Origin of the sequence: Hydrogenobaculum sp. 3684 (assembly GCF_000213785.1) — a bacterium.
Taxonomy (GTDB): Bacteria; Aquificota; Aquificia; order Aquificales; family Aquificaceae; genus Hydrogenobaculum.
Genome location: NC_015557.1, coordinates 1,311,907 through 1,326,187, shown reverse-complemented (window position 1 = coordinate 1,326,187; position 14,281 = coordinate 1,311,907). Strand labels below are relative to the sequence as shown.

General features: G+C 34.2%; 16 protein-coding genes. 11 read left to right on the top strand and 5 right to left on the bottom strand.

Annotation, left to right across the window (positions count from 1 at the left end; genetic code table 11):
- Nucleotides 1-24: 24 nt before the first annotated feature.
- On the bottom strand, nucleotides 25-996 hold the full coding sequence (locus HYD3684_RS07085) for an Rpn family recombination-promoting nuclease/putative transposase (protein ID WP_015419979.1): 972 nt from the start codon (nucleotides 994-996) through the stop codon (nucleotides 25-27).
- A 94-nt stretch (nucleotides 997-1,090) separates the two neighbouring features.
- Between HYD3684_RS07085 and HYD3684_RS07080 the strand changes: the two genes are divergently transcribed.
- The 6 genes from HYD3684_RS07080 to HYD3684_RS07055 are packed head-to-tail and all read left to right on the top strand — an operon-like array spanning nucleotide 1,091 to nucleotide 5,277.
- A complete protein-coding gene (locus HYD3684_RS07080) occupies nucleotides 1,091-1,954 on the top strand; it encodes an ROK family protein (RefSeq protein ID WP_015419978.1) in 864 nt (287 codons plus the stop codon).
- A complete protein-coding gene (locus HYD3684_RS07075; RefSeq protein WP_015471366.1) occupies nucleotides 1,951-2,610 on the top strand; it encodes a glycosyltransferase family 9 protein in 660 nt (219 codons plus the stop codon). Before HYD3684_RS07080 ends, HYD3684_RS07075 begins: the two co-directional genes overlap by 4 nt.
- A complete protein-coding gene (locus HYD3684_RS08350; protein WP_148233657.1) occupies nucleotides 2,513-2,824 on the top strand; it encodes a glycosyltransferase family 9 protein in 312 nt (103 codons plus the stop codon). Before HYD3684_RS07075 ends, HYD3684_RS08350 begins: the two co-directional genes overlap by 98 nt.
- A complete protein-coding gene (locus tag HYD3684_RS07065; protein ID WP_015419977.1) occupies nucleotides 2,821-3,099 on the top strand; it encodes a SemiSWEET family transporter in 279 nt (92 codons plus the stop codon). Before HYD3684_RS08350 ends, HYD3684_RS07065 begins: the two co-directional genes overlap by 4 nt.
- A 50-nt stretch (nucleotides 3,100-3,149) precedes the next feature.
- Nucleotides 3,150-4,088: a TIGR01212 family radical SAM protein gene (locus HYD3684_RS07060; protein WP_015419976.1), complete on the top strand. Its 939-nt coding sequence runs from the start codon at nucleotides 3,150-3,152 to the stop codon at nucleotides 4,086-4,088.
- A 34-nt stretch (nucleotides 4,089-4,122) separates the two neighbouring features.
- Nucleotides 4,123-5,277, top strand: a complete 1,155-nt coding sequence (locus HYD3684_RS07055; protein ID WP_015419975.1) for a cation diffusion facilitator family transporter — start codon at nucleotides 4,123-4,125, stop codon at nucleotides 5,275-5,277.
- Here the strand turns inward: HYD3684_RS07055 and ybeY are convergent.
- Genes ybeY through HYD3684_RS07040 form a run of 3 tightly spaced genes read right to left on the bottom strand, consistent with a single transcriptional unit; the run spans nucleotide 5,274 to nucleotide 7,508 of the window.
- Complete coding sequence (gene ybeY, locus HYD3684_RS07050) at nucleotides 5,274-5,708, bottom strand: rRNA maturation RNase YbeY (protein WP_015419974.1); 435 nt, start codon at nucleotides 5,706-5,708, stop codon at nucleotides 5,274-5,276. The two genes, HYD3684_RS07055 and ybeY, sit on opposite strands and share 4 nt — an antisense overlap.
- Entirely contained in the window at nucleotides 5,671-6,669 is a 999-nt protein-coding gene (locus tag HYD3684_RS07045; protein ID WP_015419973.1) for a PhoH family protein, read from the bottom strand. The genes ybeY and HYD3684_RS07045 overlap by 38 nt, the downstream gene beginning before the upstream one ends.
- Complete coding sequence (locus tag HYD3684_RS07040) at nucleotides 6,654-7,508, bottom strand: 4-(cytidine 5'-diphospho)-2-C-methyl-D-erythritol kinase (RefSeq protein ID WP_015419972.1); 855 nt, start codon at nucleotides 7,506-7,508, stop codon at nucleotides 6,654-6,656. Before HYD3684_RS07040 ends, HYD3684_RS07045 begins: the two co-directional genes overlap by 16 nt.
- A gap of 53 nt (nucleotides 7,509-7,561) precedes the next feature.
- On the opposite strand from HYD3684_RS07040, the gene HYD3684_RS07035 reads away from it, so the two are divergent.
- The 5 genes from HYD3684_RS07035 (at nucleotide 7,562) to HYD3684_RS07015 (ending at nucleotide 13,851) form a co-directional block, all read left to right on the top strand.
- Entirely contained in the window at nucleotides 7,562-8,845 is a 1,284-nt protein-coding gene (locus HYD3684_RS07035) for a homoserine dehydrogenase (protein ID WP_015419971.1), read from the top strand.
- Between the two features lie 76 nt (nucleotides 8,846-8,921).
- Entirely contained in the window at nucleotides 8,922-10,166 is a 1,245-nt protein-coding gene (ftsA, locus tag HYD3684_RS07030; protein ID WP_015419970.1) for a cell division protein FtsA, read from the top strand.
- Nucleotides 10,163-10,705, top strand: a complete 543-nt coding sequence (locus HYD3684_RS07025) for a TlpA disulfide reductase family protein (RefSeq protein ID WP_015419969.1) — start codon at nucleotides 10,163-10,165, stop codon at nucleotides 10,703-10,705. Before ftsA ends, HYD3684_RS07025 begins: the two co-directional genes overlap by 4 nt.
- Entirely contained in the window at nucleotides 10,692-12,185 is a 1,494-nt protein-coding gene (locus HYD3684_RS07020; RefSeq protein WP_015419968.1) for a GGDEF domain-containing protein, read from the top strand. The genes HYD3684_RS07025 and HYD3684_RS07020 overlap by 14 nt, the downstream gene beginning before the upstream one ends.
- Nucleotides 12,166-13,851: an NAD+ synthase gene (locus HYD3684_RS07015; RefSeq protein ID WP_015419967.1), complete on the top strand. Its 1,686-nt coding sequence runs from the start codon at nucleotides 12,166-12,168 to the stop codon at nucleotides 13,849-13,851. Before HYD3684_RS07020 ends, HYD3684_RS07015 begins: the two co-directional genes overlap by 20 nt.
- On the opposite strand, the gene HYD3684_RS07010 is transcribed toward HYD3684_RS07015, so the two are convergent.
- Nucleotides 13,848-14,189, bottom strand: coding sequence for a hypothetical protein (locus HYD3684_RS07010; protein WP_015419966.1), 342 nt, complete (start codon nucleotides 14,187-14,189; stop codon nucleotides 13,848-13,850). The two genes, HYD3684_RS07015 and HYD3684_RS07010, sit on opposite strands and share 4 nt — an antisense overlap.
- Between the last annotated feature and the right edge of the window lie 92 nt (nucleotides 14,190-14,281).

Below are 14,281 nucleotides of genomic sequence, written 5' to 3'. Positions count from 1 at the left end.
TACTTGTAGAGGGAAGTTGATCTCTTACAAAATCTCTTCAATCTTGCCAGCCAGTATAACCCTTTTTAACATATCATCTAAAATCTGTATATCATCCGTACTTTCTATCTTCTCTTCAACCTCTTTTGGCAATACTCCAAACTTGACAAGAATAACACTCTTGATGTCATCTTTTTTAGCCTTAATTAATCCTTTTTCTAATCCTTCTTGCAATCCTTCTTGCAATCCTTCTTGCTTACCTTTTTCCAATCCTTCCATAATCCACTTTTCTATCAGTGTCATAGCTTTCTTATCACCTCCTATAAGTTCTTTCAAGGCGTTTTCTGCCTCTTTGGTATCACCTTTCACATATGAAATATAGTTAAATGAGAAAAATAAACAATGATATCCTTCTTCATCTTCATGAATTTGAACGTATTCCACCAATGGCCTAAATACTGCTTTAATCTTTTCTATATTCTCATGTACATGCTTCATTGCAATAACAGCAGATGTAAAGCAAAAATCTATGTAGGCTTCTTTTATTAGCTCATCATCAGATATTTTATTTAGATCTATAAGTATATAGTTTAGCTTAGATACGTATTTTTCTAAGTTTTGGTCTTCTAATACCGGTAAAGATGTAGGTATGTTCCATTCACCTTTTCCATGATAAAAAACAATGTTGATAATAGGAGGGTAATAATCTTTCTCTTTTATAGCCTCTTCCCAAATAGCACTGTTGTAGTATAGAAGCTGAATAGGTAATTCTTTATCAAGATAAGATTTATGTTCAAGTACAATCCTTATATAAGCATCTTGATCTTTTACCTTGCAGCTAAAAAGTAGATCAAGCATAAACTTTTGAGATTTTGAAGAAAACTTTTCTGTATTAACAGGTGTTATAGAATGTATACTTTTAGATACATCTTTACCAAAGATATCAAGAAGCAATTTTACTCTCTTAGGATTAGAAAATATTTGCTTAAAAAATGAATCGTGTGGTTGTATATCCATAGGTTTATTTTAATACAAACAAGGGGCAGAGGTTATACTTTTTAGCTTTAAGAGTTTTTTATGTATTTGGTATAATATCTGTAGGGATTATAACATGATACTCTCTTTAGACGTAGGGGCTACTCATATAAAATCTGGGATAGTGGAAAATGGTAGTATAAAAAATAGGCTTGATTTTGGGACACCAAAAGATTTTGAAGGGTTTTTGGGGCTTTTAGAAAAAATAATATCTCATTATAAGGATATAGATACACTTTCTATAGCAATAGCTGGTCAAGTGGATATGAAAAAAGGTATTTTAAAACATGCACCAAACTTAGGCTGGAAAAATATAAATTTTGTAGAGCTTGTGCAAAATAGATTAAAAAAAAGGACTATCTTAATAAACGACGTTAGAGCTATCACTTACGGAGAATACATATACGGCGGGTTAAAAGATGTAGAAAACGGGGCTTGTGTTTTTGTGGGTACAGGTATAGGTGGTGGGCTTATCATAGATAAAGAGCTTAGGTTTGGCTGTGATTCAAACTTAGGTGAGATAGGGCATATAAAACTAAAACCAAATGGGCTAAAATGCACCTGCGGTAAAAGGGGCTGTTTTGAAGCTTACGCCGGGGGTTTGTCTTTGGAGAGATATTTAAAAAAATTAGGTTATAATAAAAGCTTAAAAGATTTGGTTAGTGAAAAAGACTCAGAAGTTGCAAAAAAGGTTTTTGATAGGTTTGTTTTGTACATGTCTTATGGGCTTGCTAGTTTGATAAATATGTTAAATCCATGTAAGATAGTTTTAGGGGGTGGTGTTATGATGGGATTTAACTTTTTGTTTGAAGAGATAAAAAATAAAGCTATTTCACTATCTATAGACCCAAGCGTTGAGCATATAGATATCACACTTTCAGAGCTTGGAAACGATGCTGGGATTTTGGGAGCCCACGCTTTTGCCATGAAGCATATATGAAGATTTTGGTTTTATCCCTTCATAGGGGTTATGGGGATCTTCTTTACAACGCTTTGCTATTTAAAGCTATAAAAATCCACCAAAAAGATGCAATAGTAGAGGTTTTTACCACAAAACAAGGTTTAGAGCTTTTTGAAAAAAACCCTTATATAGATTTTATGAATGATAAACTTGGTTCTTTTGAAGGCTCTTACGATTTTTTAGTAGATACTTCCTTTAAAGGTATTTCTTATATTTATAGTTTTCTCTTAAAAGCCAAATACAAAATAGCTTTGTATAAAAAAGACAAAGAAAAGTTTTTATCTTTTATATACAACAAGCTCACTCCTTTTAGTCCAAAAGATAATGAGATAAAAAATACCCTTCAGATACTAAGCCCTGTTTTTGGTAAAGAGGTTGATGTAGAGCCTTATTTTTGGATTTTCAAAGAAAACCCTCTAAAGGGTAAAACCTATGTAGTAATATCTCCTACAGCACCTGTGCCCACAAAAGTCCCAAGTATAGATATATTTAACGAAGTGGCGAAGTTTATACATGCTAAAGGCTACGATGTGGTGTTTGCTTATCCAAAATCTGAATTTTGCCACATACATATCTACAGATATACATACTTACGCAAGCATTTTAAAAGATGCAAAAGCTCTTGTTTCTTGTGAGACATTTAGCTATCATCTTGCTACGTTTTTGAATGTGCCTTCTTTGGTGCTTTTGGGAGCATACCCCATATGGAAAGTAAGCCCTTTACAGCATTATGTAAGCCTTAATCTTGAATGTCAATACTGCGGATCTAAAACCTGCAAAAGAGGCGATGTGGCATGCCTTAATATAGATTATAAAGATGTAATAAAAGAGTTTCAAAAGCTTTTATGAAAGAAAATTTTGTAGAACTGATAGGTCTTGTGGCAGGGGCGCTTACTACATCTGGTTATATTCCCCAAATTTATTCTGTGATAAAACACAATAGTGCCGAAGGGTTATCTGGGCTTTTCTTAATTATAATGACGATTGGTATAAGCTTGTGGCTTTTATACGGGATTATACAAAACTCGTTGGCTCTTATTTTTGCAAACGCTTTTAGCTTGTTTTGTCTTCTTGTATTGGGTTTTTATAAAATTAAAGATTATTATCGTAAAAACCAGCAATAATGTGTTTTTTATTAGTGAAAAAATAAAAAATATATATATATTTTTATCCTATGTTAGCGACATCATCAAGGATTTACACGTTAAAAGATTATCTTAAGCAAAAGTATGGAAGAAGGGTGCAAAAGATAACGGTAGCCCTTCCCTTTACATGTCCAAACATAGACGGCACAAAGGCCACTGGTGGATGTACCTATTGTCTTACTGGCACAAGACCAGCCCACATATCACCTTTGATGGATTTAAGAGAGCAAATATCTTCAGGTATAGCCCAAGCTAAAAGAAGATACGGTGATAACATATATTTTTACATATACTACCAGTCTTATTCAAACACATACGGAGATTTAGATTTTCTAAAATCTGTATACGATGTGGCGCTGGAATTTGAAAACGTTGTGGGTATAGATATTGGCACAAGACCAGACTGCGTACCAGAAGACGTATTGGAGCTTATACAAACCTATACAGACAAATTGGATGTATGGATAGAATACGGCCTTCAAAGCTCTCACTTTAGTACCTTAAGATGGATAAATAGAGCTCATGGAGCATCTGATTTTGTAGATGCTGTTTTAAGAACAAGGAAATACAAAGGTATAAACATATGCGCTCACCTTATAGTGGGTTTTCCTCAAGAAGATTTGGAAGACAACTTAGAAACTGCAAAGCTAATAGCCGCTTTAAACGTAGACGGTGTAAAAATACATCCACTTCACATCATCAAAAATACGAAAATGGCAAGAGAATATCTGGAGAACCCTTTTAAGCTTTTAACCTTAGAAGAGTATGCATATAGAGCTGCCAGAATCATAGAGATACTTCCACAAACGATGGTCATACACAGATTAACCGGCGAAGTAGAACCAGATAGGTTGATAGCCCCAGATTACTGTACATTTTCAAGAAAGTTAGAGGTAAGGGAAAAGATAGAGCAAGAGCTTGAAAAGATGGACTCTTACCAAGGGAAAGTTTGTCCATTTAATAGATAAGATAGGCTTTTAAAAATTTAGTAAAATTAAATAGATGAAAAAGTATCACTGGAGTATAATATCAATCTTTTTGATGCTCCTACTGGCTATTATAAAGCTGGGGGTGGGTTTTTTGTCTAAAAGCGTAGCACTTAAAGCAGAAGGTATACACTCTTTATCGGATAGCTTAGCTTCTTTCATAGGTTTTATTTCTATATACATGTCTGAAAAAAAGCATGAAAAGTTTCCCTATGGACTTTACAAACTGGAAAATATAGGTGCGATGTTTATATCGTTTTTCCTATTTTTCGCCGCCTATGATATGTTTATGGATGTGCTCTTTGGTCACTATAAAATAGATAGGCAATATATATCATGGGGCTTAGGTGTAGGTATCATATCAATGCTTATAACCTTTGGGTTTTCAGTATTAGAAAGAATAGCCGCCAAGAAGCACAACTCCCCAGCTTTAATGGCAGATAGCGAGCACATGTTGGTGGATGGGTTTGGCTCTTTTGTTATAACGTTAAACTTCTTATCGCTGGAGTTTAATATAAATTTAGATAAAATATTTGCAAGCGTAATAATACTCCTTATAATTTATACGGGTTTTCATATATTGAAAGAACAAATCTTTGTTATATTGGATGCTTCAGTGGATTCAAAAATGATAGAGCATATAAAAGAGATAATACTGCAAGATCCTAGGGTAAAATCTATAAAAAGGTTGTTGGTAAGAAAATCCGGTGATAAGATTTTTATAGATGCTGCTATCTCAATCAAATCTCACAACTTCAACCAATCCCACGCCGTTGCTGACGATATAGAAGAGGCAATAACAAGGGTTTTTCCCCAAACGGAAATGGTTTTTATACACTACGAACCAGACGAAAGTCCTGAAAATACAAGAATAGCAGTTTTGACATTTCAAGATGAAGTTTCAGATTTTAAAAATGTAGACATGATACATATTTACGACAATTTTGTATTAACCTTTGTATTAAAAGCTAAAGACGATAAAGAGAAAAAAGAAGATATAACCGCCACAGATATAGCTCAAGTAAAATCAGACTTTGTTATAGCTACAAACCATCCAAAAAGCAACCGTGCCAAATGGATACTTCACAAATACGGGGTTTTTATATGGGAAACAGAAAACAAAGACATCCAAAAAGCCCTTGATGAGATAAAAGCTTTTTCAAAAGATTAATTAAACATAGCCAAAGCGCTTTCTTGTTTTTCAAAGAATGTTTTTTCATCTTCTAAAGAAGTTTCATGATCGTATCCTATCAAATGCACAATACCATGCACAAGAAGCCTTGTTAACTCTTGCTCCAAAGAAACACCGTACTCTATAGCTTGTTTCAAAGCGGTATCGTAAGATATCACTATTTCACCAAGGTAATATATATTTCCGATATTTTCATTTATATTAAAAGACAAAACATCTGTAGGCTTATCTTTTTGCCTGTAAGTAGAATTTAAATGCTTTATCTCTTCGTCATCTGTAATATAAATGTCCAGCATTGAGTTTTTAAAACCAAAAAACTTTAACGTATGGTTTGCTCTTTTTTTTAAAAGATACTTTAACTCTTTTGGTATTTCAAGCTTCTTGTAGGTCTTTAGATTGATTTTGTTCATAAACTTCGTAGGCTTTGACAATCTTTTGAACTATAGGGTGTCTTACCACATCTTTCTCATCAAAAAACACAAAATCTATACCCTTTATATTTTTAAGCACATGAATTGCTTCTTTTAGCCCAGATTGTTCTTTCCTTGGCAAATCCACCTGCGTCATATCTCCGGTGATCACAACTTTTGAGCCAAAGCCAATTCTTGTAAGAAACATCTTCATCTGTTCTTTTGTAGAGTTTTGGGCTTCATCAAGTATGATAAAAGCATCGTTTAAGGTTCTACCCCTCATAAATGCAAGAGGTGCAATCTCAATGACGTTTTTTTCCAACAAATAAGCAGATTTCTCGTAATCTACCATATCAAAAAGGGCATCGTAAAGAGGTCTAAGATAAGGATCTACCTTTTCAGCTATTGACCCTGGCAAAAACCCAAGCTTTTCTCCGGCTTCTACGGCTGGCCTTGTAAGAATGATTTTGTTTATCTTTTGAGCTTTTAGATAAGATATAGCCATTGCCATAGCAAGATAAGTTTTACCAGTACCAGCAGGACCTATCCCAAATACAATATCGTTTTGTTTTATAGAGTTTACATACAAATATTGATTTTTCGTCTTTGGAGTTATGGCTTTTTTGCGATGTGTAATAAGTATTGTCTCATATTCTTCTTTGGATTCTTTTTCATCTTCCTCTTCTTCTTTGTTGGTATAAGATACAGCCATATTTAAAACATCTTTAGAAGATAGAGGGGTTTTGGCATACTCTTTTGTTATATAGTTTAGAAACTCTATAAAGTTTTCAACCTTAGAAGGTTCACCTTTTATATGTAGTTCTTGGCCTCTTGCTACTATCTTTATTTCAAAAAGCTCCACAAACTTTTTAAGGTTTTCATCCGCCCTTCCTACTATGGCATAAAACCTTTCGTCTATATCGCCTATATCAAATATTTCTTCTATTATATGGTTTTGCATTCGTATACGTACCAACCCCTCGACTCTAAAGCCATTTTAATCTTATCACTTAGCTTACCAAACACATAAACGCTTGAACCGCTCCCAGACATATACGGCTTGTATCCAACGCTTTCTAAAAATCTTATGAGTTCTCCTATTTCTTTGTATATTTCAATAGCGGTTTCTTGTAAGTGATTTTCGATAATATTTTCTATATTGTTTTCTTCTAAAAGCCTTAAAATATCTTCCAACGACAAAACTTCTTCAGTTTGTTTTGTAAAAGCACCGTAAACTTTGGAAGTAGAAGCTTCTACATTTGGATACACTATTGTTATTTCTCTGGAAATAGGTTCTAAAGCTTTTACTTGGTCACCGGTGCCGTAAACCAAAGCACATCCACCTTTTAAGAAAAATGGTGCATCCTTGCTAAAAGAAGATAGAAACTCTGCAAGCTCTTGTTCTTCCATAGGGTTTTCAAGCTCTTCGTTTAAATAGCTAATAACAGCTGCCAAATCAGAACTAGCACCGCCCAGTCCAGCACCCACAGGTATATTTTTTTCAATTACTATCTTATAATCAAAGTTTTTACCAGTTAGTCTTGAAAATGCTAAAACTCCTTCGTAAACTATGTTGTCTTTTAGATTTTTAGAAAAAGGACCAACGCTAAGCACTTCTAGAGTATAATGGGGCTCTATGTATATTCTATCGTACAAATCTATCGTATGGATTATGCTAAATATATCGTGATAACCGTCTGTTCTCTTGCCTTTTACCCAAAGTCCAAAATTTACCTTTGCTGGCGCTAAAATAACCTTTACACCATCTTCCAAAATAATCAAATTATCTTTTTTATTCATCCTTATAAATATTATAATCTAAAATTAAAAATTTTACATGATATAATGTATGTATGTATAGAGTAGGTATAGCAGGTTATGGTACCGTTGGTACCGGTGTAGCAGAACTTCTTATCACCCATAAAAATCTCATCAAAGAGAAAACAGGCTTGGAGCTTGAGTTAAGCGCTGTTTTAGATAAAGATTGGCAAAGGGAAAGACCTTTCAAGATAGATGATTCTTTGAAAGTAAGCTCATTAAAAGAGCTTTTAGATAGGTCAGATATAGTTGTAGAATTAATAGGTGGAGTTGGTTTTGCAAAAGAACTTATAGAAAAAGCCATAGAAAATAAAAAGCACGTTGTAAGCGCCAACAAACATCTTATAGCTATACATGGAAAAGAAATCTTTGAAAAAGCCAAAGAGCACAACGTAAGCATAGAATTTGAAGCATCTGTTGGTGGGGGAATACCTATTATAAAAGCTTTAAAAGAAGGCTTAGTGGCCAACAAAATAAATTATATACACGGCATATTAAACGGCACTACAAACTACATTTTAACAAGCATGCTAGATGAGGGCAAAAGCTTTGAAGAAGCCCTCAAGGAAGCTAAAGCGCTAGGATATGCTGAGCAAGACCCAACTTTTGACATAGAAGGTATAGACGCAGCTCATAAAATAGCGATACTTAGCTCTATTGCCTACGGTGGTTATATAGACTTTAACGATATATACATAGAGGGCATATCAAACATAGATCTTCTTGACGTGGAGCTCGGTAAAGAGCTTGGATACACTATAAAACTTTTGGCTATTGCAAAAGCTATAGACGGTGAGCTTGAGGTAAGGGTGCATCCAACTTTTATAAATCATCAAGAGCAACTAGCCAAAGTATCCGGTGTATACAATGCAATCTTAATAGATGGTGATTTTGTGGGCAAAAGCATGCTGTATGGAAAAGGTGCTGGCTCAAAACCAACCGCCTCAGCAGTAGTATCAGATATCATAGATATAGCAAAAAATACCCAAAAACGTTTTCAAGCTTTTAATACCGATAAAAGCCTTAAACTAAACAAAAATTTTAACACAAGATACTATATTAGGTTTGAAGTGGAAGACAAAATAGGTGTGTTGGCATCTATTGCAAACGTATTCGCAAAATACGGTATAAGCATAGCGTCTGTGTTGCAAAAGGAGATGGTCTGCAAAGTGGCGAAAAAAGAAAACAGCTTGGTAGTCCCGCTTGTAATACTGACCCATAAAGCATACGAAAAAGATATAAAAAAAGCTTTAAAAGATATAGAAGAGCTTTCTGTGGTAAAAGAAAAACCTATTTTAATAAGACTTGAAGAAGAATGAGAAAATATTTTACAAATTACAATTATTTTTATATAATATTTGATATGAAAAGAAAAATATTTAAGAGGATAAAAACGTGAAATCTATAGTTGGATTAGATATAGGTACGAGCAAAATAGTAGCTCTGGTGGCTGAGATAGACAACTACGGAGATACACACATAGTGGGAATAGGCGAGGCTAAATCTCAGGGCATAGACAAAGGTTCTGTAACAAAGCTTGATTCAGCTTCAAAAGCTATACAAAAAGCCTTAAAAGAAGCTGAAGAGATGTCGGGGCATAGGATAGATGGTGTTTTTATATCGATATCTGGAGTGCATATTAAAAGCCAAAACGAAAGAGATACCATAAGCATATCACCGCAGCCTTCTGATGTAGATGAGCAAATAGTTGAGAGGCTTTTAGAAAGGGCTGTGGCAAAAGCCAAAGAAGAATCTTACGATATATTACATACAATACCAAGAAATTTTATATTAGATGATCAAGAGGGCATATTGGACCCAATAGGTCTTACCGGTTCAAGGCTAGAATGTGATGTACATATTATAAAAGCAGGTGTATCGCTTTTAAGAAACGTAGAAAGAACTGTAAGCGTTGCTGGGTATAAACTTTTCGGCAGAGTATTCGCTGGGTTAGCATCGGCAGAATCTTCTCTTACAGAAGAGGAAAAGTTAGAGGGTGTCTTGCTTATAGACATAGGTCATTCTGTAACAAACTTTGTTTTATACAACAACGGCCAACCGGCGGTATCAGGTACAGTACCCATCGGAGGATACAACATTACGAGGGATTTGGCTCATTTTCTTAAAATATCTACAGAAGAAGCCGAACGTATAAAATTAGAAAGCGGTGTAGCTTTTATAGAGCTTGTAGATGAGATAGAAAAGGTAAAGATAAAACCACGCGGAGAAGATAAAGAGGCGATGGTCCCGAGAAGACAACTAGCAGAGGTTATACAAATAAGGTTAGAAGAGCTAATGGATAAAATAGTAGAAAAGATAAACAACTCAAGCATAAAACTTGAGAATATAAACGCAGGTGCTGTCATAACAGGAGGTACAGCAAAGCTAAACGGTATAAAGGATTTTACAGAACACTACCTTGATATGGCGGTAAGAATAGGATATCCTCTGAATATAACTGGCCTAAAAGAAAAGCTACAAGATCCTTCTTACGCATGCGTATGTGGCATAATAAAGATAGCTCAAAACATGAAAGATATAAGCTATACAGCACCGCAAAGACCCATACAAAGGCAGATCCAATCAAGAAACACCAGCTTTTTGCAAAAGATTGTGAATTTCTTTAAAGATTTAATATGAAGAAAAATATAGCATACATATTGGCGCTTGTTCTTTTTATAGTGGCAGCTTATTACGGATTTTACGACAAAGATTCAGCTCAAGCGATATCTTATCAAAAACCAAGCCCTATACCTCAGTTTAGCGTAAGGTTAGTATACGAAAATGGTGTGCCCACAAACAAGGTGGTAAGCATAAACAACTTTAAAGGACATTATACGCTGGTGAACTTTTTTGCTTCTTGGTGCCCACCTTGTAAAGCAGAACTACCCTTGTTTGAACAAGCCTATCAAAAATTCTCCCCCTATGGATTTAGAATTCTTGCTATTAGCATGGATGATAACGAAAACGCTTTAATGTCTTTTTTAAAAGATAAGCACTATACATTCGATATAGCAATACACAGTCCTGGGCTTGGTTCAAAGTTCAACATAACAGGTCTTCCAACTTCTTATCTTTTAGACCCTAAAGGTAATATAATAAAAGTTGTATACGGAGAATACACCACTATAAACCAAGACCTTTCCAACATATACTTTAACCTTAATGAGCCTCGTTAGAAAAATTACATTGTACATAAGCGTTATATCGCTGATTTCATACTTAGCTGTGGTAATAGGTAACAAAGTCATAACAAAGAAAGAAATAGACACCAGAGTCATGAAAGAGTACTACGATACATACAAAATATACAAAGCTGCAGTGGACGAGTACAAAGATATGTTAAAAAATGGTATTGTTAACCCAGATATTGTATTAAAAGCCAAAAACCAAGATTATTGCAAACAAGATAATTCCGATGCAATATTGGGAAGATACCTCTCTTTAGGTATCTATAAATACATAGGAGACACCTGTGATTATATAGGTATATACGCTTACAAGCCCCTTGATTACCTATCTAGATTAGAAGACATAAGCTGGGTTGTGATACTTCACACAGGTGTTATAAAAAAACTATATAACCAACAGAGCTTTTGGGACAACTACGTAGGTGGAAAGATCATTACCAAAAAATACATAGTAGATTCTTATAAAGATAACAACGCCCTTAGTATATTTTTATACTCCAAAAAATCAAAAATAATATCTTACAAGGTGGAAAACATAGGAGAAGATTATTACCTCATAATGGAAATACCTATAATAAATATATCTGGTATAGAACTTGGCAATATATACCTTATAAAAAACATATCTTGGATATACAAACAAGAGCACAGACAATTCTTAGTTCTAACTGTATACGGAATAATATTTACATCTATTCTTCTTATTATCATTATATTTATAGTATCGCAGATTATAAAAGACATAAACAATCTCTTAAGGGTGGCTTTAAAACTAAAAGAAAAAGATTTTCTTCACTTAGACGAAGTTGAGAAAGACCCAATATTAGAAAAAGATATATCAAAGTTAAACGAGATTTCTAAGCTTAAAAAAATAACCTATATGATGGCCATAGAGATAAAAAATCTTGTTAGCGAACTTCAAAAAGATAAAGAGAAGTTTCAAGATATGGCTTACAAAGATGCCCTTACAGGTATATACAACAGAAGATTTTTCTTTGAAAATGTGAGTATATTGATAGAGCAAGCAAAAAGAACAAACACACCCACGTGTATCGTTATGTACGATATAGATAACTTCAAAAAGGTAAACGATACCTACGGCCACGACATGGGAGATGTAGTGCTAAAAGATTTTGCCAATGTCATAGTAAGCTCTATAAGAAAATCAGACATAGCTGCAAGACTTGGAGGTGAGGAGTTTACCGTATTCTTATACAACACAGACGTAGAAAATGGATTTAAAGTGGCAGATAAAATAAGGCAACGCTTTGAAAACTCAACTCACACACTAAACGATATCACCATTAAATGTACCTGTAGCGGTGGTATTTACCAAATACAGCAAGAGGACGATATAGATAACGCTCTAAAAAAAGCGGACGAAGCCCTTTATGTGGCAAAGCGTACCACAAAAAATAGGATTGTAATATATAAAGAGGGTATTGAAGATGAGCTCAAAAATACTTAACGTAAGCCTTTGTCAGATAAACACCACAGTAGGGGCTTTTGAAAAAAACTTTGAGAAAATTTGCGATTTTATATCAAAAGCCAAAAACTCACACATAATAGTTTTTCCAGAGCTATCTTTGTGTGGTTATATGCCTCAGGATATTATCTATAGTTCAAAGTTTTTAGATTTAAACAAACGTTACTTTGAAAAGCTAAAAGAATATTCAAAAAATATAGACAGCGTTATAGTGGTGGGTTTTGTAAGAGAGGAAAAAGCTATTTACAACTCCTTAGGGGTTTTGTTTAAAGGTGAGGTATTGGGCTTTTACGACAAAAGGTTTTTGCCAAATTACAACGTGTTTGATGAAAAAAGATATTTTAAAAGCGGTGAAAAGGATTTAACCATAGACATAAACGATATAAGGTGTGGTTTTTCCATATGTGAAGATATATGGTACCCAGATGGCACCGAAAGACAAGACGCTTTAAAAGGTGCGGAAGTGCTTATAAATATAAATGCCTCTCCATACGCTTTAAAAAAACAAGATTTTAAAGAAAATTTCCTAAAAGCAAGAGCTTCTGATAACTTATGCTTTTTGGTTTATACAAACTTGGTAGGGGCAAACGATGAGCTTGTGTTTAACGGCGAGAGCCTGGTCATCGGTCCTAAGGGGGATACAATAGCAAAGGCAAAAGCTTTTGAGGAAGATATTTTACATGTAAGCTTAGATATAAAAGAGGTTTTTACAAAAAGACGTACAGATTTAAGATGGCAAGAGGTGTGTAGACCTATTAACTCCAATATAAGTATTAATATATCAAAAAATCAAAGATACGATAATACTATACATCTTAGTCTTTCGAAGGAAGAAGAGCTAATAAAAGCGATAACACTTTCTATAAAAGATTTTTTTGAAAAGCAGGGTTTTTCTAAGGCGATACTAGGGCTATCCGGCGGGATAGACTCTGCCTTGGTGCTTTATCTAGCGGTTTTAGCCCTTGGAAAAGAGAATGTAAAGGCTGTTTATATGCCTACTGTGTTTAACAAAGAAGAGTCTTATAAAGACGCAAAAGCCCTTTGTGAAAATTTAGGTGTAGAGTTAAGTGTTTTCCCTATAGAAGATATAAGAAATATATACAATAAAACACTTTCATACGGTAATTTTGATATAGCCGATGAAAACCTCCAGGCAAGAATCAGGGCAAACATACTTTTTTACATATCAAACAAAGAAAATAGAATAGTGTTATCCACTTCAAACAAATCAGAATCAGCAGTAGGCTATACAACCATATATGGAGATATGGCAGGTGGATTTTCACCTATAAAAGATTTGTACAAAACAGAAGTTTATGAGATAGCTTATTTTATCAACAAAGACAAAGAGATAATACCAAAAAATATAATAGAAAGACCGCCCTCTGCAGAACTAAAACCCAATCAAAAAGATCAAGATACTTTACCACCTTATGATGTATTAGATAAAATTTTATGGCTTTTAATAGAAGAATGTAAAGACAAAGAAGATATAACAGAGTTTGATAAAGAAATTGTAGAAAAAGTTTATGATATGCTTTTAAAAGCCGAGTACAAAAGAAAACAGGCCCCCATAGGGCCTAAACTTCACGAAAGAGCTTTCGGGATAGGTTGGAGATACCCTATTGTAAGAGATAAAAATATTTAATACATTTTACCAGGTGGGCCACCAACTTCAGAACGAGGTCCGTGTTCAAATTTTTCGTTTCCCATTGGATTGCTGGCTGGTTGACAGTTTGCTACCATTCCCTTTTTAGCAAGTCCTGGTGGCATACCGTTTATAAAACCTACTTTTCTACCTCTTTGCCATCCAGGCGGTATGTTGCATTGGTTGTAATTATTGTAAGTGTTTGAATAAGCACCACCGCCATTTAACGCGTTTCCAAGGTTTGATATGGTGTTTCCTATATTTTGAAGCTCATCACCAAGTGTAATACCAAAGCTTACGTTTGCTAAAAGCGCCAAAACACCTATATATTTCAGCATATAAACCTCCTTTTAATATAAATATCCAATATAGCAGTTTTACATGAAAATTGGATGAATAATAGCTGATAAAAATCTTCTTTACAAAGAAG